Origin of the sequence: Spirillospora sp. NPDC048819, assembly GCF_040650055.1 — a bacterium.
Lineage (GTDB): Bacteria > Actinomycetota > Actinomycetes > Streptosporangiales > Streptosporangiaceae > Spirillospora.
The window spans coordinates 161,511-186,279 of record NZ_JBEZGN010000004.1; the positions used below are offsets into that span (position 1 = coordinate 161,511).

At 74.6% G+C, this 24,769-nt stretch carries 19 protein-coding genes; 8 read left to right on the forward strand and 11 right to left on the reverse strand.

What is annotated here, in order from left to right; translation table 11 throughout:
* Positions 1–95 precede the first annotated feature (95 nt).
* Positions 96–1,571 (forward strand): protein kinase, encoded by a 1,476-nt coding sequence (locus AB0C35_RS08610; protein ID WP_358452119.1) that lies wholly within the window; start codon positions 96–98, stop codon positions 1,569–1,571.
* Between the two features lie 281 nt (positions 1,572–1,852).
* Here AB0C35_RS08610 and AB0C35_RS08615 read toward each other — a convergent pair whose 3' ends face one another.
* The 9 genes from AB0C35_RS08615 to AB0C35_RS08655 form a co-directional block, all read right to left on the reverse strand.
* Positions 1,853–3,043 (reverse strand): VWA domain-containing protein, encoded by a 1,191-nt coding sequence (locus AB0C35_RS08615; RefSeq protein ID WP_358452121.1) that lies wholly within the window; start codon positions 3,041–3,043, stop codon positions 1,853–1,855.
* Entirely contained in the window at positions 3,040–5,394 is a 2,355-nt protein-coding gene (locus AB0C35_RS08620) for a DUF5682 family protein (RefSeq protein WP_358452123.1), read from the reverse strand. Before AB0C35_RS08620 ends, AB0C35_RS08615 begins: the two co-directional genes overlap by 4 nt.
* A complete protein-coding gene (locus AB0C35_RS08625) occupies positions 5,391–6,461 on the reverse strand; it encodes an AAA family ATPase (RefSeq protein ID WP_358452125.1) in 1,071 nt (356 codons plus the stop codon). Before AB0C35_RS08625 ends, AB0C35_RS08620 begins: the two co-directional genes overlap by 4 nt.
* A gap of 59 nt (positions 6,462–6,520) precedes the next feature.
* On the reverse strand, positions 6,521–8,080 hold the full coding sequence (locus tag AB0C35_RS08630) for a DUF5691 domain-containing protein (protein WP_358452425.1): 1,560 nt from the start codon (positions 8,078–8,080) through the stop codon (positions 6,521–6,523).
* A 2-nt stretch (positions 8,081–8,082) separates the two neighbouring features.
* Positions 8,083–9,408, reverse strand: a complete 1,326-nt coding sequence (locus tag AB0C35_RS08635; protein ID WP_358452127.1) for an SWIM zinc finger family protein — start codon at positions 9,406–9,408, stop codon at positions 8,083–8,085.
* 10 nt (positions 9,409–9,418) lie between these two features.
* Positions 9,419–10,303, reverse strand: a complete 885-nt coding sequence (locus AB0C35_RS08640) for a cytochrome c biogenesis CcdA family protein (RefSeq protein WP_358452129.1) — start codon at positions 10,301–10,303, stop codon at positions 9,419–9,421.
* On the reverse strand, positions 10,300–11,055 hold the full coding sequence (locus AB0C35_RS08645; protein WP_358452131.1) for a thioredoxin domain-containing protein: 756 nt from the start codon (positions 11,053–11,055) through the stop codon (positions 10,300–10,302). Before AB0C35_RS08645 ends, AB0C35_RS08640 begins: the two co-directional genes overlap by 4 nt.
* A 146-nt stretch (positions 11,056–11,201) precedes the next feature.
* Positions 11,202–11,627 carry a hypothetical protein gene (locus AB0C35_RS08650; RefSeq protein ID WP_358452133.1) on the reverse strand — a complete coding sequence of 142 codons (426 nt, stop codon included), beginning with the start codon at positions 11,625–11,627 and terminating at the stop codon, positions 11,202–11,204.
* Between the two features lie 119 nt (positions 11,628–11,746).
* Positions 11,747–12,502 (reverse strand): M50 family metallopeptidase, encoded by a 756-nt coding sequence (locus AB0C35_RS08655; RefSeq protein WP_358452135.1) that lies wholly within the window; start codon positions 12,500–12,502, stop codon positions 11,747–11,749.
* Between the two features lie 242 nt (positions 12,503–12,744).
* Here AB0C35_RS08655 and AB0C35_RS08660 point away from each other — a divergent pair, with 242 nt between their 5' ends.
* Genes AB0C35_RS08660 through AB0C35_RS08670 form a run of 3 tightly spaced genes read left to right on the forward strand, consistent with a single transcriptional unit; the run spans position 12,745 to position 17,096 of the window.
* Positions 12,745–13,728 carry a MoxR family ATPase gene (locus tag AB0C35_RS08660; protein WP_358452137.1) on the forward strand — a complete coding sequence of 328 codons (984 nt, stop codon included), beginning with the start codon at positions 12,745–12,747 and terminating at the stop codon, positions 13,726–13,728.
* Between the two features lie 15 nt (positions 13,729–13,743).
* Positions 13,744–14,874, forward strand: coding sequence for a DUF58 domain-containing protein (locus AB0C35_RS08665; RefSeq protein WP_358452139.1), 1,131 nt, complete (start codon positions 13,744–13,746; stop codon positions 14,872–14,874).
* Positions 14,871–17,096 carry a DUF3488 and transglutaminase-like domain-containing protein gene (locus tag AB0C35_RS08670; RefSeq protein ID WP_358452141.1) on the forward strand — a complete coding sequence of 742 codons (2,226 nt, stop codon included), beginning with the start codon at positions 14,871–14,873 and terminating at the stop codon, positions 17,094–17,096. Before AB0C35_RS08665 ends, AB0C35_RS08670 begins: the two co-directional genes overlap by 4 nt.
* Here the strand turns inward: AB0C35_RS08670 and AB0C35_RS08675 are convergent.
* Positions 17,077–17,730 carry a hypothetical protein gene (locus AB0C35_RS08675; protein ID WP_358452143.1) on the reverse strand — a complete coding sequence of 218 codons (654 nt, stop codon included), beginning with the start codon at positions 17,728–17,730 and terminating at the stop codon, positions 17,077–17,079. The two genes, AB0C35_RS08670 and AB0C35_RS08675, sit on opposite strands and share 20 nt — an antisense overlap.
* Before the next feature lie 18 nt (positions 17,731–17,748).
* Here AB0C35_RS08675 and AB0C35_RS08680 point away from each other — a divergent pair, with 18 nt between their 5' ends.
* From AB0C35_RS08680 to AB0C35_RS08690, 3 genes are all read left to right on the forward strand, one after another.
* Positions 17,749–17,928: a hypothetical protein gene (locus AB0C35_RS08680; protein WP_358452437.1), complete on the forward strand. Its 180-nt coding sequence runs from the start codon at positions 17,749–17,751 to the stop codon at positions 17,926–17,928.
* Positions 17,925–18,860, forward strand: a complete 936-nt coding sequence (locus tag AB0C35_RS08685; protein ID WP_358452145.1) for a pyridoxal-phosphate dependent enzyme — start codon at positions 17,925–17,927, stop codon at positions 18,858–18,860. Before AB0C35_RS08680 ends, AB0C35_RS08685 begins: the two co-directional genes overlap by 4 nt.
* 87 nt (positions 18,861–18,947) lie before the next feature.
* On the forward strand, positions 18,948–21,068 hold the full coding sequence (locus AB0C35_RS08690; protein WP_358452146.1) for a hypothetical protein: 2,121 nt from the start codon (positions 18,948–18,950) through the stop codon (positions 21,066–21,068).
* 19 nt (positions 21,069–21,087) lie between these two features.
* Here AB0C35_RS08690 and AB0C35_RS08695 read toward each other — a convergent pair whose 3' ends face one another.
* Entirely contained in the window at positions 21,088–22,887 is a 1,800-nt protein-coding gene (locus AB0C35_RS08695) for a serine/threonine-protein kinase (RefSeq protein WP_358452148.1), read from the reverse strand.
* A gap of 381 nt (positions 22,888–23,268) precedes the next feature.
* Here AB0C35_RS08695 and AB0C35_RS08700 point away from each other — a divergent pair, with 381 nt between their 5' ends.
* On the forward strand, positions 23,269–24,747 hold the full coding sequence (locus AB0C35_RS08700; protein WP_358452150.1) for a hypothetical protein: 1,479 nt from the start codon (positions 23,269–23,271) through the stop codon (positions 24,745–24,747).
* The last annotated feature ends 22 nt before the right edge of the window (positions 24,748–24,769 follow it).

Sequence of the window (24,769 nt, forward strand, 5' to 3'; positions counted from 1 at the left end):
TGATGCCGGGCGGAGCGGATTTGTGCCCGGTGGAATGCCAAAACTTTTTGTCACCGGCCGACCGGCCGGTATCGGGGGACCCGACGGGGGTACGAATGGCGAGCCCGATTCCCCTCACCGCCGCCGACCCGACCCGCCTCGGCGGCTGGGAGCTGCTCGGCCGGATCGGCACCGGCGGCCAGGGCGTGGTCTACCTCGCCCGCCCGGTGGACCCCGATGCCCGGCCGTCCCGCGTCGCCGTCAAGCTCCTGCACACCCAGCTGCTCGGCGACGCCGGCGCCCGGGAGCGGTTCGTCCGCGAACTGGCGCTGCTGCAGCGCGTCGCGGGGTTCTGCACCGCGCAGATGCTCGCCGCCGACATGGCCGGTGACCGCCCCTACATCGTCAGCGAGTACATCCCGGGGCGGTCGCTGCGCGCGCTCGTCCACGAGGAGGGGCCGCGCGCCGGCGCCGACCTCGACCGCCTCGCCATCAGCTCGGTGACGGCGCTGTCTGCCATCCACCGTGCGAACGTCGTGCACCGCGACTTCAAGCCGCAGAACGTCCTGATGGGGCCGGACGGGCCGCGCGTGATCGACTTCGGCATCGCCCGCGCGTTCGACGCCGGCTCCACCCTGACCAGCCAGGTCGTCGGCACCCCCGCCTACATGGCGCCCGAGCAGTTCTCCGGCCGGGTCGGGCCCGCCACCGACCTGTTCGCCTGGGCGGGCACCCTGCTGTTCGCCGCCACCGGCCGCGACCCCTTCGCGGGCGGCCCGCTGCCCGCCGTCATGTACAAGATCATGCACGAGACGCCCGATCTGAACGTGCTGCCGGGCCCGCTCGCCGAGGTCGCCGCCGCGTGCCTCGCCAAGGACCCGAAGGCCCGCCCGGCCTCCGAGGACGTCCTGCTGTGGCTCCTCGGCGAGCGCGACGGGAGCACCCGCCCGGAGGCCCCGACCGAGCACCTCCCCGGCCCCACGGCCCCGGTGCCCGGCCCGACCGTCCAGGCGCCCGGCTTCACGGCCCCCGCACCCGGCCCCACCGCTGGACTCGGCCAGGACGCCGACCCGGCGACGATCCGGCAGCCGGCGCCCAACGGCGGCCCGCCGTTCGGCCACGACCCCGCAACACCGCAGACATGGCGGGAACCCTGGCCGCAGGGCGCCGGCGCGTCAGGCCCGGCGCCGCCACCGCACCCGCCCCGGCCGCCCCGTTCCCTCCCGCGCGGTCCCGCGCTGGCCGGCGGGCTTCTCCTCGCGGGTTTCCTTGCCGCGCTGGACGTCGCGGCCCTCGCCATCCTGATCGCCAGGCCGTCCCTCAGCGAGGGCGCCCGGGGCGGGCTGCTGCCCGTGGTCGCGTCCTCGTTCGCCGTGGTGGCGGTGGTCACGCTGGTTGCGGTGATCCTCGCCTGGCGCGGCAGCCGCCCCGCCGCGTGGACGGTGATGGCCGCCCGCGTCGTGCGCGTCGCGATGTGGGGCGCGTGGGGAGCGCTCGTAGAAATCCAGGCGTCCGCACTCGCCGGACACGCCGCCGTGACCGCCGTCGTCGTCATCCTCCTCGCCCGCGCCCTATCCAAACCCCTCCGCTAACCCCCACCCCGACTAACCCCCGCCCCAGCTGACGCCAGGCCCCGCTGGTGCCCTGCCCCGGTTGGTGCCTCGCCTGGGCTGGTGCTCTGACCCGGCTGGCCCCCGCCTCGGCCCTCCGGTTGACGCCTGGCACCGTTGATGCCTGGCCCCGTTGGTCTCTCGCCTGGGCTGGTGCTCTGGCCGCGGTTCGTGCTCTGGCCCGGTTGGTGCCTGGCTGCGGTTGGTGTTCTGGCCCGGTTGGTGCCTTGCTGCGGTTGGTGTTCTGGTCGCGGTTGACGTCGTCACACTGGGGGTGGGGTGTTTGGGTTGTGTCGTTCTGTCCATTCCTTGAGGTCGCGGCGTTCGATTGCGGCGGCCATCAGGTCGGGGAACGCGTCCGGGGTGCAGGCGAATGCGGGGACGCCCAGCGCGGCGAGCGCCGCCGCGTTCTCGTGGTCGTAGGCGGGCGCGCCCTCGTCCGACAGGGCGAGCAGCACCACGACCTGCACGCCCGCCGACGTCAGCGCCGCCACCCGGCGCAGGAGCTCCTCCCGCACCCCGCCCTCGTACAGGTCGCTGATCAGCACGAGGATCGTGTCGTCCGGCCGGGCCACGAGGCCCTGGCAGTACGCGACGGCCCGGTTGATGTCGGTTCCGCCGCCGAGCTGCGTCCCGAACAGAACCTCCACGGGGTCGTGCAGCTGACCGGTCAGGTCGGCGACGTTCGTGTCGAACACCACCAGCGACGTCCGCAGCGACCGCATCGACGCCAGCACCGCGCCGAAGACGCTCGCGTACACCACCGACGCCGCCATCGACCCGCTCTGGTCGATCGCGAGGATCACGTCGCGTTTGACGGCCTGCTGCCGCCGCCCGTACCCGATGAGCCGCTCCGGGACGAGGGTTCCGTGCGCGGGCAGGTAGTGCCGCAGGTTCGCGCGGATCGTCCGCTCCCAGTCGACGTCGGCGAGCCGCCTCGGCCGCAGCACCCGCGCCGACCGGTCCAGCGCCCCGCCGACCGCCGACCGCGTCTTCTGCGCGAGCCGCCGCTCCAGATCGTGGACGACCTTGCGGACCACCGCCCGTGCGGACTCCCTGGCCCGGTCGGGCATCACCCGGTTCAGCGACAGCAGCGTCCCGACGAGGTGGACGTCCGGTTCGACGGCGTCCAGCATCTCCGGTTCCAGCAGCAGGCGGGTGAGGTCGAGGCGCTCGATCGCGTCCTTCTGCATGACCTGCACGACGCTCGACGGGAAGTAGGCGCGGATGTCGCCGAGCCACCGCGCCACCGACGGCGCGGAGTCCCCGAGCCCGGCGCTGCGCCGCCTCGGCCGCGGTCGGCCCCCGCCGCCGCCGGCCCCGTAGAGCTTCTCCAGCGCCCCGTCCATCCGCGCGTCGTCGCCGGTGAGCGACACCCCGGTCCCGTCGGCCTGCTCGCCGCCGAGGACGAGCCGCCACCGCCGCAGCCGGTCGTCCGCGCTTTCATCGCTCACGCCGATCCCTCCTCGTCGTCGGTGCGGCCCCGCCCGCCAGTGGCCGGCATCGGCGGGGCGGGAACACGCCGGTTCGGCCAGCCGAGGATCCGGAGGGTCGTGTCGACGGCCGGGGCCGCGCGGCTCTCGTCGAAAGCCTCCTCGTCGCGGTCGGGCGAGGGGGCGGGGGACTCGTTCCGGTGGCGGAGCCGCTCGCCGATGGACCGGCGCTCGGCGTCGGCGTAGGCGCCGAAGGTGCGGCGCAGCAGGGGCAGGACGTCGGTGAACGAGTCGCCCGGCAGCCCGGAGATCCAGTCGTCGACGAGGCGCAGGAGGGCGTCGTCGTGCATGAGGATCAGCGCGCCGCCGGACAGGAAGCCCTCCACCCAGGCGGCGGCCCGGTCGGGGGCCGCGCCGGCGGACACGGCCCGCGCCATCCGGTCGGGGACGTCGTGCAGGCGGCCCGCGTCGAGCAGGAGCCGCGTGAGGCGCCCCTCGATCAGGCCGTGCAGGACGTCCGGCCGGGCGAGGAGACGCTCCAGCGTGCGGCGCCACCGTTCGATGTGGTCTTCCTCCGCGAGGAGCGACAGGGCGCTGTGCACGGCGTCGACGTGGGCGAGGAACTCGCGTGCGGCGTCGTCGTCGAGCCCGGTGATCGCCGGCGGGAGGCCGACGCAGATCCGGACGACGAGGCCGTCCACGACCGTGCGGAGCGGGCCCGTGGACGTGTCGCGGACGTCGCCGTAGCGCAGCGCGCGGACCAGGGCGGGCATCGCGCACATCAGGTGCGCCACGTCGGTGTCGACCGCGGCCCGGTCGGCGAGGGCGCGCATGACGGTCGGCAGCGCGTCGCCGAGATCGGCGAGCAGGCAGCGCTCGGCCACCGACGTCAGGTCGGCGAGCGTGGCGGCGTGCGCGGCCATCGCCTCCGCGCGGGCCGCGGTCGCGCCGCGCACGGTGGTGCCCCACACGCTGGCCTCGATCAGCTCGACGTCGAACTCGGGGCGCCACGCCAGCGTCCACGTCTCCCGGAACGTGCCCTTGGACCGGCCCGTGTCGGACGGGACGCCCCAGTCGACGTCCAGGAGGCGGAGGCGGTGCAGCAGCCGGCTGCGCTCCAGGTCGGTGGGTTTGCGCAGGTCGAGGTCTTGCTCCTTGTCCAGCGCGGACGGTTTGAGCCGCAGCCGCCGCTGCTCGGACTGCAGGTCGCGCTGGAGGGGGACCATCGGGGTCCGTTCCGGGACGGCGCCGAGCCGCTCCCCGACCACCATGCGCCGCTGGATCAGCTCGACCGGCAGGTCGGCGCCCTCGCACAGCACGGCCCGCGTCGCCTCGGTGACCTCGTCCAGCCCGGCCAGCGGACGCCCCCGCAGCGCGGCGAGGGCCTCGGCGAGCCGGACGGCCTCGATCACGTGGGCGGAGGAGACGTGCAGGTCCTCGTCGCGCAGCACGCGGGCGGCGGCGGTGAGCCACCGCTCGATCGGACGGTCCCGGGCCGTGAACAGGTGGTGGTACCAGCCGGGCGACCGGACGCCCGCGCCGTAGCCGGAACGCCCGGCGAGCCGCCCGTGCGTCCACGGCACCCACGTCATCGCGACCTTGGCCTTCGGCAGCCCGCGCAGCGTCCGGTCGTCGTGGGTCGCCGGGACCTTCGCCCGCAGGGCGGGCACGTGCCACGCGCCGCACACCACGGCGACCCGCTCGTGCCCCTCCTTGAGGGTGCGGCGCAGCGTCCGCCGCATGTGCGCCTCGCGCTGCTCCTCCCGCCGCAGATGGCCGGCCGGCAGCCCGCCGGACGAGGCCCCCTCCGGGAGCCCGGCCAGCTGCTCGCGCAGCTCCGCCATGGCCTCGGCGATGGCCGGGAACGGCGACGGTCCGCCGCCGCGATGCTCGACGACGTCGTCCCACCACCGCTCGGCGTCGTCGTATCCGGCCGCCTTCGCGAGCCACCCCAGCGGATCGAGGCGGATCCCCTCCGCGGCCTCCGATGGGGACGGAGCGTCCTCCTCCGGCCCCTCCGAATCGTCCTCGCGGGACGGGACGAGCTGGTTCGCGGCCGGCAGATCGCAGAAGCGGACGAGGACACCGGCCCCCAGGGCGTACCGGACGGCCTGCCATTCGGGGCTGAACTCGGCGAACGGCCAGAACGCGGCCTTGCGCCCGCCGTCGCCGTCGCCCGGCGCGGGGGAGTAGGCCAGGAGCGCGACCGGGGGCACCATCCCCGGGTCGCCGGCCAGCTCCACGATCGGGTCCGCCTCGGGCGGGCCCTCGATCAGCACCGCGTCCGGCTTGAACTCCTCCAGGGCGCCGCGCAGCGCCCGCGCCGAGCCGGGCCCGTGGTGACGGATCCCGTAGACCTCGACGTCGCTCAAGACACCTCCCGGCACGCCCGGTAGAAGTCACGCCATTCCGGCCGGTCGCGGACCACCGCCTCCAGGTACTCCTGCCAGGCCACCCGGTCGGACACCGGGTCCTGGACGACGGCGCCGACGATCCCTCCGGCCACGTCCGCGGCCCTCAGCACACCGTCGCCGAAATGCGCGGCCAGCGCCAGCCCGCTCGTGATCACCGAGATGGCCTCGGCGGTGCTGAGCGTCGCGCTGGGCGACTTGAGCTTGGTGCGCCCGTCGCTCGTCACCCCGGAGCGCAGCTCCCGGAACACGGTCACGACGCGGCGGATCTCCTCCAGGCCCGCGGGGGACTCCGGCAGCTCCAGCCCCGCGCCGATCTGGTCGACGCGCCGCGCCACGATGCCGACCTCCTCCTCGGCGGACTCCGGCAGCGGCAGCACGACGGTGTTGAACCGGCGGCGCAGCGCGCTGGACAGCTCGTTCACGCCCCGGTCGCGGTCGTTGGCCGTGCCGATGACCGTGAAGCCCTTGCGCGCCTGCACCTCGGTGTTCAGCTCGGGGACGGGCAGCGTCTTCTCCGACAGGACGGTGATCAGCGAGTCCTGGACGTCGGAGGGCATCCGGGTCAGCTCCTCGATGCGGGCGACCGCGCCCCGCCGCATCGCCCGCATGAGCGGGCTCTCGACGAGGGCCTTCTCGGACGGGCCCTCGGCGAGCAGCCGCGCGTAGTTCCACCCGTAGCGGATCGCCTCCTCCGCCGTGCCCGCCGTCCCCTGCACGAGCAGCGTGGAGTCGCCGCTGACGGCGGCCGCGAGATGCTCCGACACCCAGGTCTTCGCCGTCCCCGGCACCCCGAGCAGCAGCAGCGCCCGGTCGGTGGCCAGCGTCGCGACCGCGACCTCCATCAGCCTGCGCGGCCCCACGTACTTCGGGCTGATCATCGTGCCGTCGGGCAGTTCGCCGCCGAGCAGGTACGTGGTGACGGCCCACGGGGACAGCCGCCAGCCGGGCGGCCGGGGCCGGTCGTCGTGCTCGGCCAGCCGCGCCAGCTCACCGGCGTGCTCCTGCTCGGCATGCGGACGCAGCACCGCGTCCGCCGTCTCTCCGGAGGGACGACCCCCCGGGCCCCCCGGCAACTGCTCTTCGGTCACAGGGCCAGCTCCTTCAACATCTCGTCGCGGAATCGCAGTGTGGCGATCAGTTCGGTCGCGGCCCGCGGCGCGGCTGCGCCCTGCTCGGCCACGAGCACGTCGAGGCGGGACACGGTGGACGGGTCGAGCCGCTGGTCGGCGAGCCGGCACAGCTGGGTGATCAGGTGCTCGTCGCGGCGGGTGGGACGTTCGGCGGACGCGGTGAGCAGGGCGACGACCGCGGACGCGAGCGCGCCCGTCCACGGCCCGGGCACCCGTTCGAGGACCCGCAGTAGATCGGGCCGCCCCTCCACCCAGCGGATCAGGTCGGCCGCCGCCGCGTCGCGTTCCCCCTGGGGCAGCACGGACAGCAGGTCGGCGAGCGCCTCCGGCTCGTCCACCATGACGCCGCCCTTGAGCAGCGCACGCGCCCATTCGGCGTCGCGCCCGGTGAGGGCGGCGCGGGCCCACCCGATGTGGACGTCGCGTCCGTCGGCCTCCGAGTCATTCTGAGGGGACGACCCCCCGGACCCCCCGGCAACGGCGCTGAAGGGGAGGCACACGATCTCCATGGGCGGCAGCCCGAACAGATCCCTCCAGGTGGACAGGGGAGTGCGGGCGAGGATCTCGCGCAGCCACGCGGCACGCGTCCCCACCGGCCCGCCGCCGCTTCTCGGCGCGAACGACCCGCTCGGATGGAACGGGACGCCGTCGCGCGCCATCTCCTCGTCGTGGGCCTGCGGCGGATCGACCTGGATCCACGTCTGCTCGCGCCCCCGCACCGTGTGGACCTTCGGGGTCAGGCAGGCGCGGGCGCGCGCCGCCATCCGCTCCCCGTAGGCGGACCCGGGCAGGCGGGCGAGCAGGTCGGACGCGAGCTGCCGGACGTCCTTGCCCCGGTCCTCCAGGGCCGCCTCCAGGAACTCCTCGTCGTCCGCAGAGAGCCCGTGCCCGAACGTGGCGAGGAAGGCCGCGCGGTCGGGCGCGGGCTCCTTGGCCCACGTCCCGCGCAGCAGTTCCCTCGCCCGCTCCGGGTCGGTGCGGCGGAGCCCCGCCAGGTAGGCCACCCGCCGGTTGCGCGTGCCGGTCTCCCACACCTCCGGGCCGCCGCCGGGATCGTCCGCGGCGCCGACCAGATACGCCCAGTCGGTGTTCTGCAACGCCAGCCACACGCCGCGCCGGCCGGACGCCCGAGCGATCGACGGCCGCAGCATCCGGTCGCCGCGCCCGCGTTCCAGCAGGTCGGGAAGCAGTTGGGCGGGCACCCGCAGGCCCCTGGCCGCCGCCGCCTCCAGCCACTCGGGCAGCACCCTGATCTGCTCGCCGCGCAGGATGCGCCGCAGCCGCGCCGCCGCCTGCGCCGGCACGACCGTGGCGTCCTCCACCGGCGCGAGCGCCACCGGCACGGGCGCCGCGGCGGAGGGGACGCGCCCGGCACGGCGCCGGACGGTGAGCAGCGCCGCCTGGTCGAGCAGCCGCCCCGCCCCGTCGCCCCCTTCGGCGGGAGCACCGGGCAGGACGGGCGGATCACGGCGCTCGGTGCCGAGCAGCGCCGCCGTGACGTGCTCGTTCCACATGGTCACAGGATCACCGTGCCCTCGTCCTCGTGCCATGCGGCCAGCGGGTACAGGCCGCGCGGGCTCCACTCACCGGCCATCGTGACCGGGCCGCCGCCCGACAGCGCGAGCAGCCGCCACGGATCCGCCAGCCGGAGCGGCAGCGCGTCCCCGGCCGCGTCGACCACGTACAGATCGCCTCCTCCGTCACGGGCCAGGCGGACGTTCTCCAGTGTCGCGGGCCAGCGGTCCAGCCACGGGTCGAGCGCGAGCGCCGCCGCGTGCTCGTCCAGGAACCCCTGGACGGACGTCCCGGCGGGCGCTCCCGGGACGGCGGCCCCGAAGCGCTCGGCGACCAGCGCCCGCAGCGGCTGCGACCCGGGGAAGAAGGCCAGCTCCGCATCGACCTCCGTACCCACGATGAGCGACGCGTCCAGGGACGTGCCCGGCGCGGCGAACGACAACACGAGCGCCGGGCGGCCCGTCCGGCGGCCCCGCAGCCACACCCGCCGCGTCGTCAGCAGGTCTTGCGCCGTGTCACGCGACCCGGTCACGCACCAGTGATCCCGGACGCGCTCCCCGCCGGCGACGACCTCGTCCTGCGGGACGGTGAACCCGACACGGGACCGGACGGTGTCGCGCAAACCCTCGGGCAGCTCGTTCCGCCGCCCGTAGGCCCGCACGAGCAGCCGCAGCAGCGCGTACTCCTCCAGCAGGCGGTCGGGCCAGCCGGGTGTCCGGGGGATGGCGGCGAGCCCCCGGACCTGCCCCGCGAGACCGCCCGCCTGCGCGTCGACGAGCCGCCGCGCGGCGTCGTCCCACAGCCGGTAGGGCGCCTTGTCCGCCTGCGCGAGCCCGTGCGCGACCTGGTCGCGGAGCCACTGGTCGAGCTCGGCGAGACCGTCGTCGACGCGCCGTTCGCGCCGTTCCGCGGTCTTCGGGTCCCTGGCCTTGGCCCCCGCCGAGACCCGCCGTCGTACCGCCCGGCCGGCGCGCTCCCGCCGCTCCTCGATCCACTCGGCGGCCCACCCCGGCCGCGCCCCGGCCTCCAGGCCCCCCGTCGCGCCTTCGGCGCCGACGGCGCCGTCGGCCCACAGGAGCAGAAGCGCGAGGGCGTGCTTGCACGGGAACTTCCGGCTCGGGCACGAACACCGGAACGCGGGCTCGGTCAGATCGGCGCACGCCCGGTAGACGGACTTGCCGCTGCCCTGGCACTCGCCCCAGACCGCCTCGTCGTCACATCCCGTCCGGGCCCATCTGCCCGGCTCGGCGAGGCCGCCGGCCGCCTTCGCGGACGCGGCGTCGGGTGCGAGGCCGAGCACCTGGTCCCGGTCCCATCGTTCGCTCACACAGTCGAAACTATCGGCCTCCTCCGACATCCTCGGCATGTTCGCCCGGCGCCGTTTCCGGCTCCGGCTCCCCGCCGCCGGACGGGCGGCGGAGCTGGACGATCAGGAATCCCGCCGCGACCGCCGCCGCCAGGAACAGCAGCACCGTGCCGTCGGAGATCCCCGAGGTCACCCGGCCGGCCCACTGCTCCATCCGGTACTCGGTGTCGACGCCGAGCATCGAGGGGAGCGCGGACGTCCCGTCGAACACCAGGAACAGCGCCCCGAGCGCGATGAAGAACGACCCGGACACCAGCGAGTTGGTGTGCAGCTCAAGGCGTCCCACCCGGAAGGTCCGTCCGCGCAGCCAGCGCCGTCCGCCCAGGCCGAGGCGGTCCCAGAACAGGGCGAGCACGAACAGCGGGAACGCCATGCCGAACGCGTAGACGGCCAGCAGCGCGCTCCCGTACAGGGGGTGGCCGCCGACGGCGGAGATCGTCAGCACACCGCCGAGCACCGGCCCGGCGCAGAACCCGGCCAGCCCGTAGACGGTGCCGAGCAGGTACACGGTCCCGGACGAGCCGGGCTTGATCCGTGCCGCCGCCTCCTGGACGCGCCGGGAGGCGAACCCCAGCCCCAGGATCTGCGCGGCGCCCAGGACGATGACCGTCCAGCCCCCGACGGCCACCACCAGGTCACGGTGGCCGTAGAACAGCCTGCCCACGATCGAGCCCGCCGCTCCGAGCGGCACCAGCGTCGTGCAGAGGCCGGCGTAGAACACCGCCGTGCGCCCGAGGAGCCGCACCCTGCTGCCGAACGCGTACGCGAAGAACGCGGGCAGCAGCAGCGCGCTGCACGGGCTGAGGAGCGAGAACAGCCCGCCGAGGAACGCGGCCGCGATGCCGATGCCGGTCACTGCCCGGCCTCCTTCGCGATCCGCGCGGCACGCTCGATGGCGGCCTCGAACGCGCCGTACGGCTGCGCGCCCAGCATGGGCTGGGAGTTGAGCAGGAAGGCGGGCGTGCTCGGCACGCCGATCCCGTACCCCTCGTCGGTGTCGCGCTGGACGGCGTCGCGCGCCTGCTTGCCGTCCATGTCCGCGCGGAAGCGGGCGAGGTCCGGCACACCGGCCCGCCGGGCCATCTCGACGACCTCCTCCGGGTCGAACGCGCCGCTGTTGCGCTTGCGCTCCTTGGCGTAGGCGACGTCGTGGAACTCCCAGAACCGGCCCTGGAGCGCGGCGGCCTGGCCCGCGCGGGCGGCGGCCTCCGACTCCTCGCCGAAGATCGGGAAGTCCCGCCACTCGATGCGCAGCGTCCCGTCGTCGACGAACTTCATCAGTTTCGGCTTGGTGTCGCGGGCGAACTTCCCGCAGAACGGGCATTGGAAGTCGGCGAACTCGACGAGGACGACCGGCGCGTCCACGCGTCCCAGGGCGCGCGGGTCGCCTGCGTCCCTGCGCGCCGTGTCGGGCATCTTCGTGTCGTTCGATTGGGTCTCGTCCGATGGGCGCGGCGACGCGGCGGACGACGTGGCCGACGCCCCGGCAGTGGGGCTTTCGCCACCGGTGGTCAGCGACACCGCGCCGAGGCCGAGGGAACCGGCCAGAACGACGCCGGCGACGGCGATGACGGTCTTGCTCCGGCGGGCAGGGGTCTTGCTGGGCATGATGCTCCTCGGGAGAGAGAAGAACGGTGGAAGGTCGCGCGGAACAGGCGCGACCGCCTCCGGAGCGACTTCATGCCGGAAGGGGCCGACGCCCTGTTCTGCCGTGCGGCGCGCGATGTGGCGCGCCGCGCGGAAAGAACGGGCGTCTAGATCCGCAGAACGGAGAGGGATACCGGGCTGGGCGCGGGCGGCGCGGGCCCGGCGTAGCGACCGCCGTCTCGCGGTGCGTGCGGGTGAACCGGCCCGGGGAGCCTGATCGCCGGCGCCAGGGCCGCGTCGTACACGGCTTGGGGTGCGGGGTGCGCCTCGGTGGACGACGGTTTCTGTGAGCAGTACCGGCCGCCGTCACCGTCGTCGGCCGAGGTCTGGTCCACCGCCGCCTGGGACTGCGCGACGGCCGCCGGCGCGCTGGGCGCCGAGGGCGGCTCACCGGCTGCGGCGTCCGCGGTGAGCGGCCGCAGGCAGACGGCCGCCGCCAAGGCGAGCAGTACCAGTGTGAGCGTCAGCGCCCGGGTGAAGGGCGCCGGGACCGCGGGCAGCCCGGACGTGCGCGCGGAGGGACTCCGGACCATCCGTGCGTCCCCCCTCTCCGAAGCCGTCGGTTCGCGCCCACAGTACGAAGCGCCCATCGCGGCGGCAAATGCGGGAACGCGGCACCAGGCGCCGCGGCCCCCTTCAGCGTCCGGGCGGGTCAGTATCCGGGGAGCGACGACAGGTCGGGGAGGCCGACGTCCGGGACGAGGAGGGCGCCGCCCGCCAGGAGCGCCAGCAGGGCGGTCGCGCCGAACAGGCTGACCCAGGCCAGGCCCGGGACGCCGGTGAGGTGCGCGAGCTGGTCGGCGTCGGAGCTCGGCGCCATGTGCCGGGAGCGCATCCGCTGCAGCTCGATCACCGGGCGGGTGGCGGCGAGCAGCAGGAACCAGGCGGCCAGGTACGCGAACCCGGCCTGGACCTCGGCGCTGCCCAGCCACGACACCCCGAAGATGATCGCGCCGGTGGCCACCACCGAGAGCACCCCGTAGGCGTTGCGGATCATGATGAGCATCGCCCCGAGCAGCGCGAGCGAGAACCACAGCATCAGCGTGATCCGGCCGCCGGCGAGCAGCAGCGCGAAGAACAGGCCGAGCAGCGGGGGAGTGACGTAGCCCGCCAGCGCCGTGAAGATCATGCCGGGCCCGTGCGGCTTGCCGCGCGAGACCGTCACCCCGGAGGTGTCGGAGTGCAGCTTGATGCCGTCCAGCTTGCGGCCCGTGACGAGGGCGATCAGCGCGTGCCCGCCCTCGTGCGCGATCGTCACGGTGTTGCGCGCGACCCGCCAGGTGGGGCCGTGGAGCACGGCGGCGAGCGCCACGAGGCCGACGAAGGCGACCAGCCACCACGGGGGATCGGGCTGCGTCCCCGTCACGCGGTCCCACAGGTCGGCGATGCTGATGTCTTCCACGTCCACCTCGAAGTCGTCGTCGCGAAGCCCAACATTAGGACGTCATGGATAACGTTCGCGTTCGGTTCTCGGCGGTCATTCGGTGAATACCGGTACGGGACGGCGTTGAAAGCCGTTATTGTGCCCTTCGCGCCGGGGGGTCGCGGCTCCCGACCCGGGATCTGGTGCGACGAGAGGGTGACGGGGATTGATCGGGGACCGATCCCCCGCGCGGGACACGGGCCCGCGCGGCTGGGGGTGCAGTTGAATTGACAGAGAACGCGGGGGTGGACGCGGACGCCCTGGCCGGGCGGTTCGCGCAGATGTTCGCGGCGCTGGCGGGCAACGTCGAGCGGGTGGTGCGCGGCAAGCGGGAGAAGGTCGAGCTGGCGCTCATCTGCCTGCTGTCGGAGGGGCACCTGCTCATCGAGGACGTCCCGGGCGTCGGCAAGACGACCCTGGCGCGGGCGATGTCGGCGTCGGTGGAGGCGGAGTGGACGCGCATCCAGTTCACGCCCGACCTGCTGCCCAGCGACATCACCGGAGTGTCGATCTTCAACCAGGGGACGAACGCGTTCGAGTTCCACCCCGGGCCGATCTTCGCGAACCTCGCCGTCGCCGACGAGATCAACCGCGGCTCGCCGAAGACGCAGTCGGCGCTGCTGGAGGTCATGGAGGAGCGCCGGGTGACCGTGGAGGGCACGCCCCATCCGGTGCCGCGCCCGTTCATGGTGATCGCGACGCAGAACCCGGTCGACATGGACGGCACGTACCCGCTGCCGGAGGCGCAGCTCGACCGGTTCCTGATGCGCATCTCGATGGGCTACCCCGACCACCAGGCCGAGGTGGCGCTGCTCGCGGGCGCGCCGACCGGCGCGATGCTCGACAAGATGCCGCCCGTCATGGGCCGCGAGGACCTCGCCCGGATGATCGACTTCGCGCAGCGGCTGCACGTCGCGCCGCCCCTGTTCGACTACCTGGTGCGGGTCGTCGCGGCCACCCGCGCGCATCCCGACCTGCGGCTCGGCGCGAGCCCGCGGGCCAGCATCGCGCTGCTGCGGGCGGCGCGGGTGCGCGCTGCCGCGGCCGGCCGGTCCTACATCGTCCCGGAGGACGTGAAGGCGCTCGCGGTCCCGGTCATCGCGCACCGGCTCATCGTGACGCCGGAGGCGGAGCTGCGCGGGCGCTCCGGCGCGGACGTGGTCGGGGAGGCGCTGCAGAACGTGCCCACCCCGCAGGCCGCCGGTGTCTGAGGGCGGGCGTGTGACGTGCTGACGCCGCTGGGTTGGGGGACGGCGGCCGTGTCGGCGCCGCTGTACGCGGCGGGCTGGTGGCTCGGCTATCCGGAGCCCGCGATGTTCGGCCTCGCCGGGCTCGCCGCGGTGGCGGGCGCGGCGCTGTGGGCGCTGCCGCAGGCGAAGCTGGACGTCAGCCGCGAGATCGCGCCGAAGAAGGTCGAGCGCGGCGAACCGGCCGTGGGCGTCCTGCACGTCACCAACAAGGGACGCGGTGCGCGGGGGGTGAGCGCGCAGGACGCGGCCGGCTCCGACTCCGTCGCGGTGGACGTTCCCCGGCTGCGGCCCGGCGGCACGCGGACCGTGACCTACCGGCTGCCGACCGGCCGGCGCGGCGAGATCCCGGTGGGGCCGCTGCGGCTGGTGCGCGCCGACCCGCTCAGGCTGGCCCGGCGGATCCGGGAGTACGGCAGGCCGGAGGTGCTGCTCGTCCGGCCGAGGACGGTGCCGCTGTCGCTGCTGCCGTCCGGCCGCGCCCACCATCTGGACGGCCCGACCAGCGACCGGTCCCCGGCGGGGACGGCGACGTTCCACGCGCTGCGCGAGTACGTGATCGGCGACGAGCTGCGCCACATCCACTGGAAGTCCTCGGCGCGGACGGGCACGCTCATGGTCCGCCAGCTCGTCGACGCCAGCCTGCCGACCACGACGATCGTCCTGGAGACGCGGCCCGGAGCGTGGGCCGAGCCCGACGACTTCGAGCTGGCGGTGGACGCGGCGGCGTCGGTCGCGATGGCGGCGGCGTCGGCGAACTTCCCCGTCCGGCTCCTGACCGGCGAAGGGCAGCTCACCGAGACGCGCGGCGGACGCGACGACGTGGAAGCCCTGCTCGACCGGCTCACCTCGGTCGGAACGCAGGAGCGGCCGCAGTCCGCCATGGACGCGGTGCGCCGTGTGCGCGCGGGCGGTTCGCTCGTCGTCGTCACGTCCGGCGCCGTGGAGCTCGGAGAGGTCGCGGCCGTCCGGAACCGCTTCGACCGGGTCGTGGTGCTGCGGGCCCGGCCGCCCGGGCCGGTGTCGGCGCCGCCCGGCGTCCAGGTGATCGACTTCGGCGACCTGGACGGGCTGGCCGGGTCGTGGCGGCGGCTGGGGCGCGTCCGGTGACCCGGTACGCGTCGCTCGCCGTGACGGCCTGCCTCGCCGCCGTCGCCGGACTGTCCTTCCAGCGGGTCTTCGGGTTCGGCCCGGTGGTCCCGGTCGCCGTCGTCGCCGCGGTCGTGCCGGCGCTGCTGTGCGGGCTGCTGTCCGGACCGCGCAAGGGCGGGCCTGGCAAGAGCGGGAACCCGTGGCCGCTGTGGATCTCGCTGGTGCTCACGGTGGTCGCCTGGGCGGGCACGGTGTCGGTCACCGTCCTGCGCCCGGCCCTCAGCGCGGGGACGCTGCCGCAGACGCTCCGCGAGGGCGTGCTCAGCTCGTGGAAGGCGATCCTGACGACGCTGCTGCCCGCCCCGGCCGAACCGGAGCTCCTCCTCCTGGTCAACGTGGTGGTGTGGCTGGCGGCGTTCGCGTCCGCCGAGCTGGCGCTGCGGACCTCGCTGCGCGCCGCGCCGTGCCTGCCGGCGCTCGGCGTGTGGGCGGTCGCGCTCCCGCTGGGCGTGGACGGGCCCGGCTCCAACGCGCCCCTCGCCGCCGCGACCGTCGTGCTGGTCGCGGTCCTCGTCCTCGTCCGCGCCGACGGCTCCGTCCCGCGCGTCGCGTGGCGGCCGCTCGCGATCGGCATGCCCGCCGCCGTCGTGCTGGGGGCGGTGGCGTTCGCGGTGGCGCCGGTCGTCCCGGTCAGCGCCGACCCGTACGATCCGCGCGAGCAGGTGCAGGCCCCGCCGCCGCAGCAGCGCGACGGCGTCAGCCCGCTCGACCGCGTGGGCGGCTGGCTGCTGAACCCCGGCCAGGTCATGTTCACCGTCCAGTCCGGCCGGAACGAGATCGAGCGGCTCGCCGTCCTCGACCGGTTCAACGGCGTGACCTGGTCGTCCACGGCCCGGTTCGTCCCCACCGGGAGCCGCGTGCCGCAAGGCCCGCGGCCGGACCGCACGCACGAGGCGGAGCAGCGCATCACGATCCGCGACCTGCCTGGCGTGTGGGTGCCCGCCCCCGACCGTCCCCGGCAGGTCGACGGGCTCCCCGTCGTCGTCGACCCCGAGAGCGGGGCGCTGGCCGCCGCGCAGCCGCTCCGCCCCGGCCAGACGTACCGGGTCGCCTCCGTCGTGCCCGAATGGACGGCCGAGGACCTCGCCGCCGCGACCGTCGCGACCGACGCCGAGGCCGAGGCGGCGCTCGAACTGCCGTGGGGACCGGGCGCGAAGGAGCCGCCCGTCCAGCTCGCCGAGTTCCGCAGGTTCGCGGAGGCGGCCACGCAGGGCGCGGTGTCGCCGATCGACAAGGCCGCGCTGCTCGCCCAGTACCTCAAGCGCTACGCCAGGTACGACGTGACCGCGCCGCCCGGGCACAGCTACCGCCAGCTCGACTACTTCCTCGCCGAGGGCAGGCGCGGCACCCCCGAGCACTTCGCGACCGCCTACGCCCTGCTCGCCCGGACGCTCGGCCTGCCGTCGCGTGTCGTGGTGGGCTTCGACGGCGGGAACCGCGTGGGCGACACCGTCCAGGTCCGTTCCGGGGACGTGATGGTGTGGCCCGAGATCAAGTTCGAGCGTCTCGGCTGGATCCGCTTCAATCCGCTCCCGGATTCCGGACGCGGCTCCAAGGGCAATGACTCGGTCGCTGCGGGCGAGACGGAACAGAAGCTTGAACAGGCACAGAAGAACGCCGTGTCCCAAGAGCGCGGTGAAGGGCCGGGCAACACCACGGAGAAGGGGCCGCAGAAGAGCGTCGCCGAAGACTCGCCCACACCGTGGTGGGTGTACGCGTCGATCGCGGGGGCCGTGCTGGTCATCGGATACGTGCTCGCCGTCCTGCTCGCTCCCGCCTTGCGCAGGCGGCGCCGCCGGGCCGGATCGCCCGCCGCCCGCATCACCGGCGCCTGGCACCAGGCCCTCGACCACCTGTCGGACGTCGGCCTGTCCACGGCCCGCACACTGACCGCGCACGAGGTGGCGCGGTTCGGCGCGTCCAGCGTCGGCGAGGACGCCCACGGGCATCTGCGCCCGCTCGCCGACCTCGTCAACCGGAGCCGCTTCGCCGCGTCCCGCCCGGACCCGCGCGCCGCCGACCGGGCCTGGCAGCACACCGACGCGCTGGGACGCCTGGTCACCGCCAAGGCCGGGCATCTGCGCCGCCTCCGGCGCCGCCTGCACCCCCGCTCCCTGAAGGACCGCCGCGCACCCGCCGGACGTCCGGCGGAGGCGCCCGTCAGGAGAGGGGCAGGCTGACCGCGATCTCGCCGCCCAGCGCCGCGCCGGTCTCCAGCTCCAGGTCGTCCCCGCTCCAGAACCGCCCCGGGTCGAACCAGTTCGGGCGGCGCCCCTTCGGCAGCAGCCCCATCGCCTGGTAGGTCACCGCGACGATCTCGGCGCAGAACGCCGTCTCCATCGCGTCGGCGCCGCGGCCCGCGTCGCCCTCGGCGGGCCGCCGGATCGGCACCCGCCCGCGCAGCCACCGCGTCGCCAGCTTCGACGTCGACGGGAACGGGGTGCCGTTCAGCCGCGCCACCGCGCGCAGCGCCGCGTCCTCCATCTGCGTGGTCGGCGGCGGTTCGAGCTGCCGCAGCCACGCCCGCTGCCCGTACCGGTTCCCCCACGCCAGGACGGCGTCGCGCAGGTCGTGCAGCTGCGCGCCGCGGTGGTGGCCGCCCGTCCACATGTCCCGCAGCGACCGCCCCAGCTCGGCGTGCCACATCAGCGGCGGAAGGTCGTCGATGACCAGCGACATGCCGACATGGTTGACGGGGCTGTTCGTCGTCATCTGGATGGCGCGGTCCGCGACCGTCCGGCCGCGGAACAGCCACACGTCCCCCGTGCGGGTCAGGTCGGCGGCCTCGTCGAGGGAGATGCTCGTACCAGGCATGATCGATACGGTAGCCGCATGCGATGGTGGAAGACGCTGGGCATCTGGAAAGCACTGGGCATCGCCGGGTTCCTCGGTGTCGCCGCGACCGGGGCGGTGATCGTGCGGTCCGAGCGGCGCCGCCGCTCCTACACGCCCGAGGAGGTCCGGCAGCGCCTCCACGAACGGCTGGACGAGGGGCCGGGGGAGCGCCCGTGACGGTCCGCGCCGTCCGCCCACCCGGCCCCGAGGACCTGGACCGCGCCTGGCGGGCCGTCTCCGCCGAACTCGAGCCGACGCCGCTGGTGCCGTCCGGCCTGGCCCCCGGCGCCCTGCTGAAGCTGGAGACGTTCCAGCCGACCGGCGCGTTCAAGGTGCGCGGCGCGCTCGCGGCCGTCGCGGCGCTCCCCCCGGGGCGGCCGGCCGTCACGGCGAGCGCGGGCAACCACGGGCTCGGCATGGGCTACGCGGCGGCCCGGTCCGGCGCGGACGTCACCGTGGTCGTGTCGACCCGGGCGTCCCGGGTGAAGGTCGACAAGATCGGGGCGTACCCGGTGCGGCTCGTCCAGCACGGGACGACCTACGACGAGGCCGAGGCGCACGCGACGACCCTGCCCGGTCACTACGTCTCGCCGTACAACGACCCGGCGGTCATCGCCGGGCAGGGGACCATCGGGCGGGAACTCGACCGGCAGGCGGACGGGCCCCTCACGGTCGTCGCGCCGGTCGGCGGCGGCGGCCTGCTCGCCGGGCTGTGCCTGTGGGCGCGCGAACGCGGAGACGTGCGGATCGTCGGCGTGGAGTCGGCGGTGTCGCGCGGCGTGTCCGCCTCGGTGTCGGCCGGGCGGGTCGTGGAGGTCGAGGTCGGCGAGACGTTCGCCGACGGACTTCCCGGCAACCTGGAGGCCGGCAGCGTCACACCGGAGGTGATCGGCGGGACCGCCGAGCTGACCGCCGTCGCCGATGACCGGATCCGGACGGCGATGCGGTGGCTGTTCCGCGAGCACGGGCTGGTCGCGGAGGGGGCGGGCGCGGCCGGCGTCGCCGCCGTCCTCGCCGGGAAGACCGAGGTCACCGGCCGCCTCATAGTGATCATTACCGGACGTAACATTACAGTCCCGACATTCACCGACGCCATTCGCGAAAGCTGAACACCATCCTTATCCGGGAAAACACCGGCATCCTGCGGCCGGAACCCACTACGGTTCTCCTCGAACCGGGGGAAGGTGATCGTAGTCGTGCGGGTTGCTGGCCTGAGCTGGATCCGGCGTGACCGCCTGACGGGGCAGGTCGCGGTCGGTCTCGTCGGTGTGCTCGCCATCGCCGCCGCCGTGTACGGAGTGGGCGTCGCGAGCGCACAGTACCGCCTCGCCGACGTCGGCGCCTGGCTGGCCGCGAAGAGCAAGGGAATCGTCGTCCACGTCAACGGCCCCGCGGCCAAGGTGGACGGCAAGGCCGGCGTGATCCCGCAGATGCGCGGCCACAACATCAAGATCGTCCAGGACGGCGCCACGATCCTGATCATCGACCTCGACACGGGCGTGGTCAGCCGGCTCGACCCGTCCCAGCTGAGCATCGGCCAGAGCCGCTCGCTCGGCAAGGGCATCCAGGTCCTCGCCGGAGCCGGGAAGGCCTACACGGTCGACTCGGTCAAGGGCGTCGTGCAGCAGATCGACCCCGTCGGCCTCACCCCCGTCGGCGCGGCCGCCGACCTGCCGCCGGTCCTCGGCCAGGCCGGAATCGACGGCAAGGGCGCGCTCTGGATCCCGGTCTCGCAGAAGGGCGAGGTCGCGGCGTTCAAGGACGGCGAGGTCCAGCCGCCCGTCCGGGTCGGCGAGCCGGGCGACGACCTGGCGCTGACCATCGCGGCCGGCGCCCCGGTCGTCACCGACTCGACCGCCTCCACCGCCACGGTCGTCACCTCGTCCGGGTCGCCGCTCAAGATCAGCCTGCCGACGACCGTGCGGCGGGCGGGCCGCGGCGGCGTGCTGGCCCCCGCGCACACTGACGGCAAGATCGTCCCGCTGCTGGTACCCGGCACGGGATCCCTGGTGACCGTCGACACCGACACAGGGCGGTACTCCAGCACCCGGCTGCCGATGCCGAAGCACCGCTACCGGCCGCCGCAGATGCTCGGCGCGAAGGTCTACATCCCGGACGAGACCGCCGGCGCCCTGATCGTGTACAACTCGGCGGCGAACCGGTTCGAGAAGCCGATCCCGGTGTCGAACCCGCGATCCAGCCTGGACGTCTTCGTCAAGGACGGGATGATCTGGGCGAACGACCCGTCCGGTCCCCGCGCCGTCGTGATCGACCGGCAGGGCGTGCAGAAGGGGATCAACAAGTACAAGGACAGGGTCGCGGGCGGCCCGAAGCGCCGGACGATCCCGCTGCCCGGCGACGGCGACGCCCCGCCGCCGGCCCGCAGGGGCCCGTCCGCGCCGCCGCTGACGCCGCCGGGTCGGCAGCCGACCGGCCCGCCGCGCCCCGGCGATCCTCCGACCGCGCCGACCAACGTGTCGGTCACGCCCGGCGCCGGCACGATGCGGATCGACTTCCAGCCCTCGCAGGGCGAGGGGATCGTCGGGTACGCGCTGAAGGACGTCCCGGCCGGACTGTCGGCCGGCCCGTCCGCGATCGGCCCTGGCGCGGGCCCCTTCACGTTCACGGTCACGGGCGGCGACTGCGGGCAGGAGTACCGGTTCCGCGTCGCGGTGCGGTACAAGGACGCCAACGGCAGGACGCGTGAAGTGCTGTCGACGGCCAGCGACCCCGTCCGGCCGTGCGTGACGCCGGGTGCGCCGACCGGCCTCAAGGCCCAGGCGACCAAGTCCGGGGCGAAGCTGTCCTGGACGGCCCCGCCCGGCGGAGGCTCCGCCACCTACAAGCTCACCTGGAGCGGCCCGGTCTCGGGAAGCAAGACGGTCTCGGCCACGTCCGCGACCCTCGGCGACGTGTGGTCGAACGGGAACTACACCTTCACCGTCGCGGCCGCCAACGGCGCGGGAACCGGCTCGGGCACGACGATCAGCACCAAGCTGACCGGGCCCACGAGCACCTACGCCGTGACGAGCAACGGCAACTCCGACGGCTACATCCGGGAAACGGCGAGTTCCACGAGTGCGAAGGTCGCCACCATGCACGACAACAACGGCGACAAGGTCACCGTGCATTGCAAAGAGCAGGGCCTCTACTACGAGCACCCCAACGATCCCAACCTCGCCGGTGACATGTACACCAACATCACGTGGAAGGGGAACCGCGGCTACGTGATCGGCTACCTGATCACCACGCCCGGCAGCTGGAAGACTCACAACGGGCCGGCGATCTGGAAGTGCGAGCCGTCCAACAGCTGGTAGCCTGCCGACCGGCCTCCGGCTAGCCCCGCTTGTTCTTGTTCTTCGGGATGCAGGTGGGCGCCGACCACGACACGTCCGGCGCCTGACCCTGGTTGAGGCGCAGCACCGCGCCGACCTTGAAGCAGTAACGGGTGTTCGGCCGCAGGCCCGGCACGGTCGCAGCGCGGGAGCCGGCCTGGACGGTGATGAGCGGCTCCGCGCCGGCGGGATGCTGCTGGATGAGCAGCGGCAGATCCTTCGCGGCGGGCGGGAGCGCCCAAGCCAGCGCGGCGGTGCGGCCGACCGGCTTGGCGACGAGCTTGCGCGGCCGGGTGGCGGCCAGCTGCGCGGACGTGATCGGCTCCGGCGGGACGTTCGTCGCCTGCCCCTGCGCGGCCGGCGTGGACCCGCCGGGAGGCTCCGCGGTCTGCTGGTTCCCGTCGCCGCCGCGTGTCAGGGCGAGCGCCCCGATGCCGAGCGCCAGCCCGCCGACGAGCGCGACGCCCGCCGCGACGATGAGGCCGCGGCGCGGCCCGTCGTCCGGCCGGTCGTGGGCGAGCCGGTACGGGTGCGCGTGCGGGGTGGTGTGGGAGCCGCTCGCCCGCGGGTCCCCGGCCTGCGGCGGCGCGTACGGCGGCTGCCCGGCCGCTGCCCAGGTGGCGGCGTCGGGCGCGGCCGGCGGCTGCTGCGGACGCGGGCCGTCCTGGGGGAGGAGGGCGTCCGGGGTCTGCGGCGGTAGCCCGTCCGGATGCCAGGGGGACGGTGGCGCGGCGGCCGGCGCCGCGGGTGCGGGCGGCGCCTGGGCGGTGGGCGCCCACTCCGGGACGCGCGGCGGGCCGGAGGTGTCGGGGAACGACATCCGCGGCCCCGAGAGGGAACCGGACGACGAGTAGCCCGAGGACGAGTGACCCGAAGACGAGTAGCCGGAAGACGAGTACCCGGAAGACGACGGGCCGGTGCCGCCGTCGGTCCGCGGGGCGGGCCGGACGGAGCCGCTGCTGTGCGCCACGTCCGTGACCGGAAGCCCCAGCTCGCCCTGCACGCCCTGGAGCGCCTGCGCGAACTCCACGGCGGTCGCGAAGCGCGACTCGGGGGTCTTGGCCATCGCGCGCCCGATGGCGTCGGCGACCTGCTGCGGGACGTCCGGCCGGGGGATCGGCGGCGGCGGGTCGTTCAGGATGCGCAGCATCAGCAGCGCGATGCCCTCGCCGGGCGGCCCCTTGAACGCGGGCTGGCCGGCCAGGAGCTGGTACAGCGTCGAGCCGAGCGAGTAGATGTCGGCGCCGACGCCGGGCGGCCGGCCCTCCAGCACCTCGGGCGCCGCGTGATGCGGCGTGAACGCCTGCGTGTGCGTCGCGTCGAAGGAGTCGACCAGGCGGGCGATGCCGAAGTCGGCGAGGGCCGGCTCCCCGTACCGCGACAGCAGCACGTTCTGCGGCTTGACGTCGCGGTGCAGGACGTCGGTCTCGTGGGTGGCGGCGAGCGCGCCCGCCATCTTCACCCCGATGCGCAGCACGTCCTCGAACGGCAGCGGCCCCTCCCGGGCGAGCCGGTCGGTGAGCGCGCCGTGCTCGAAGTACTCCATCGCGATGTAGGGACGTCCGGAACGGGTGGTGCCGGTGTCGAGCACGGTCACGATGTTGGGGTGGCCGGACAGCCGACCGGTGATCTTGCTCTCCCGCTGGAAGCGCCGCATCGCGGCGTCGTCGACCGAGGCGATCGACAGCACCTTCAGCGCGACCATCCGGTCGAGGTGCTCCTGGTGCGCGCGGTAGACGACGCTGAAGCCGCCCTCGCCGACCTGCTCCAGCACCCGGTAGCCGGGGACGTCCTCGGTCATGGGTGGGGGGATCCTTCTCGGTTGCTCGTCCGGGTCGCGGCGGGGGCGCGATCATTCGATGTCCTGCGGCCCGGGGAGGTTCCCCCGGAGGTCAACAGCGTAGTACGGGGAGGAATCGGGCGAGGCTGGTCTCGCCGGACCGCCGCGGCCCGCCCTCCCCGCGCCGCCCCCAGTACGGAAATAGGGTGACATATCCAATCGCCTGATTAATCGTTGTTCCAATTTCGCCTCGCTCCCGCCGGGAAGCGGCTTAACCTCGGGGTTCGCGACGAGAGAACGGCCCAGAGGGAGTGGCCAGCCGTGACGGAAGATGTCCTGACGAATACGCGCACGGAATCGGAATCGCCGATCTCGAAATCGGCTTATGGCGACCTTGTCCGGATGGCGTACTTCGTTCTTCCCGGCACGGGAAAGCGCGTCTACCGGCTGGCGATCGCGCGCCGGATCGTGGACACCAGCGCGCGCGGCGCCCGGGACCGCTCGCCCGCCGGGCTCGCCCGCCGCCGCACCCGGGTGCTCCGCAGGGCGCTGCGTCCCTCCCGGCGGCTGCACATCGGCCTCGGCCCCTGGCTGCGCGCGCTGCCCGCGCGGCTGCCCGACCCGGCGCTCACCGCGGCGCTGGCCCGGCTACATCCGCACGTCCGCGTCGCCTACGTCCTGCGCCACATCGAGGGACTGCCCCGCTACGCGGTCCACGACCAGCTGGTCGAGCTGCGCGTCCGCGACCCCTGGCCGGTGATCCGCGCGGCCGACGCCGTCACGCCGCCGCCCGTCCGGCGCACCGGACGGTTCGAGCCCGCGCTGCTGCGTCCCGTCCGCAACCGCTCGGTGCTGCCGCTCGCCACCGCCGCCGTCCTCACCGTCGCGCTGGTCTGCGCGCTGGTCATGACGGAGCACGACGATCCCCGCACGCCCGGCCTGCGTCTCGTCTCGGCCGCCCCGGACGCCTGGACGCGCGGCGCCCGCACCCTCGACGCCTGGCCGGCCCGCGGGGACCTCGCCCGAGACCGGGCGTTCACCGGACGCGCCGCCGGCGCCTGGGCGGACGCGCCGGCCGGCCGCCGCGCCGCCGGCGTCGCGCAGCTCCTCTACGCGGGCCGCGTCGACGGCGCGCCCGTCGCCCTGATGCGGGATGGCGGCCGCCTGGCCCGCTACACGCCCGGCGATGCCCTGGAGGTCCTCGAAGCCGGCGAGGACCCGTCCGCCCCGATCGCGCTCGGCGGCGGACGCTACCTTCTCGCTCCCTGGGACACCCGCCCGGAGACCCTCACCGGGGATCGCCTCGCGACCTCGGACGGCGTGACCGCCCCCACCCGCGCCCGGACCGGCTGCGGCCGCGGCCCGCTCTTCCACCTGGGGTCCAGGACGGTCGGCGACCTGGGCGGCCCGCGCGCCGCCGTCCTCACCTACCACTCGCCCGCCCACCGGCCGGGCCCGGCCGGCCCGCCGGACCGCCTGGGCGAGAAGGCGCGGGAGTTCTGGAACCGCCTGGCCTGCCTGACGCCCCGGCCGGACCGCCCGGTCTCCGAGGCGATGGCGTGGAACTTCTGGTCCGGGAAGCTGCCGCACGGCGGGAAGCGCGCCGACTGGTTCTGCACCCGGCTGACCCATTCCGGCGGCGCCGCGACCGCCCGCGCCGCGCTGCTCGCCGCGGAGGACCGCGCGACCGGCCTCTGCGACGCACGCCGCCCCGTGAGCGGAACGTGGTGGCGGTCCCCGTCCGGCCGCTGGTACTACCTGGCCGCCGCCGGGCGCGGCCTCGTCCCGCACGCGGAGGGCGTCCGCCGCCCCACCACGAGGAAACGCCTCCTCACCGCCACCGGCTCCAGGGACACCCCCGTGGAACTCACCGCCCGGTAGCGGCGGGCCGGGTCAGCGCGCG

Coding starts and splice junctions, on each gene's coding strand:
- AB0C35_RS08610 (WP_358452119.1), top strand. CDS start 96: ATGGCGAGCCCGATTCCCCTCACCGCCGCCGACCCGACCCGCCTCGGC.
- AB0C35_RS08630 (WP_358452425.1), bottom strand. CDS start 8,080: ATGTGGAACGAGCACGTCACGGCGGCGCTGCTCGGCACCGAGCGCCGT.
- AB0C35_RS08645 (WP_358452131.1), bottom strand. CDS start 11,055: ATGCCCAGCAAGACCCCTGCCCGCCGGAGCAAGACCGTCATCGCCGTC.
- AB0C35_RS08650 (WP_358452133.1), bottom strand. CDS start 11,627: ATGGTCCGGAGTCCCTCCGCGCGCACGTCCGGGCTGCCCGCGGTCCCG.
- AB0C35_RS08675 (WP_358452143.1), bottom strand. CDS start 17,730: ATGCCTGGTACGAGCATCTCCCTCGACGAGGCCGCCGACCTGACCCGC.
- AB0C35_RS08680 (WP_358452437.1), top strand. CDS start 17,749: ATGCGATGGTGGAAGACGCTGGGCATCTGGAAAGCACTGGGCATCGCC.
- AB0C35_RS08695 (WP_358452148.1), bottom strand. CDS start 22,887: ATGACCGAGGACGTCCCCGGCTACCGGGTGCTGGAGCAGGTCGGCGAG.
- AB0C35_RS08700 (WP_358452150.1), top strand. CDS start 23,269: ATGGCGTACTTCGTTCTTCCCGGCACGGGAAAGCGCGTCTACCGGCTG.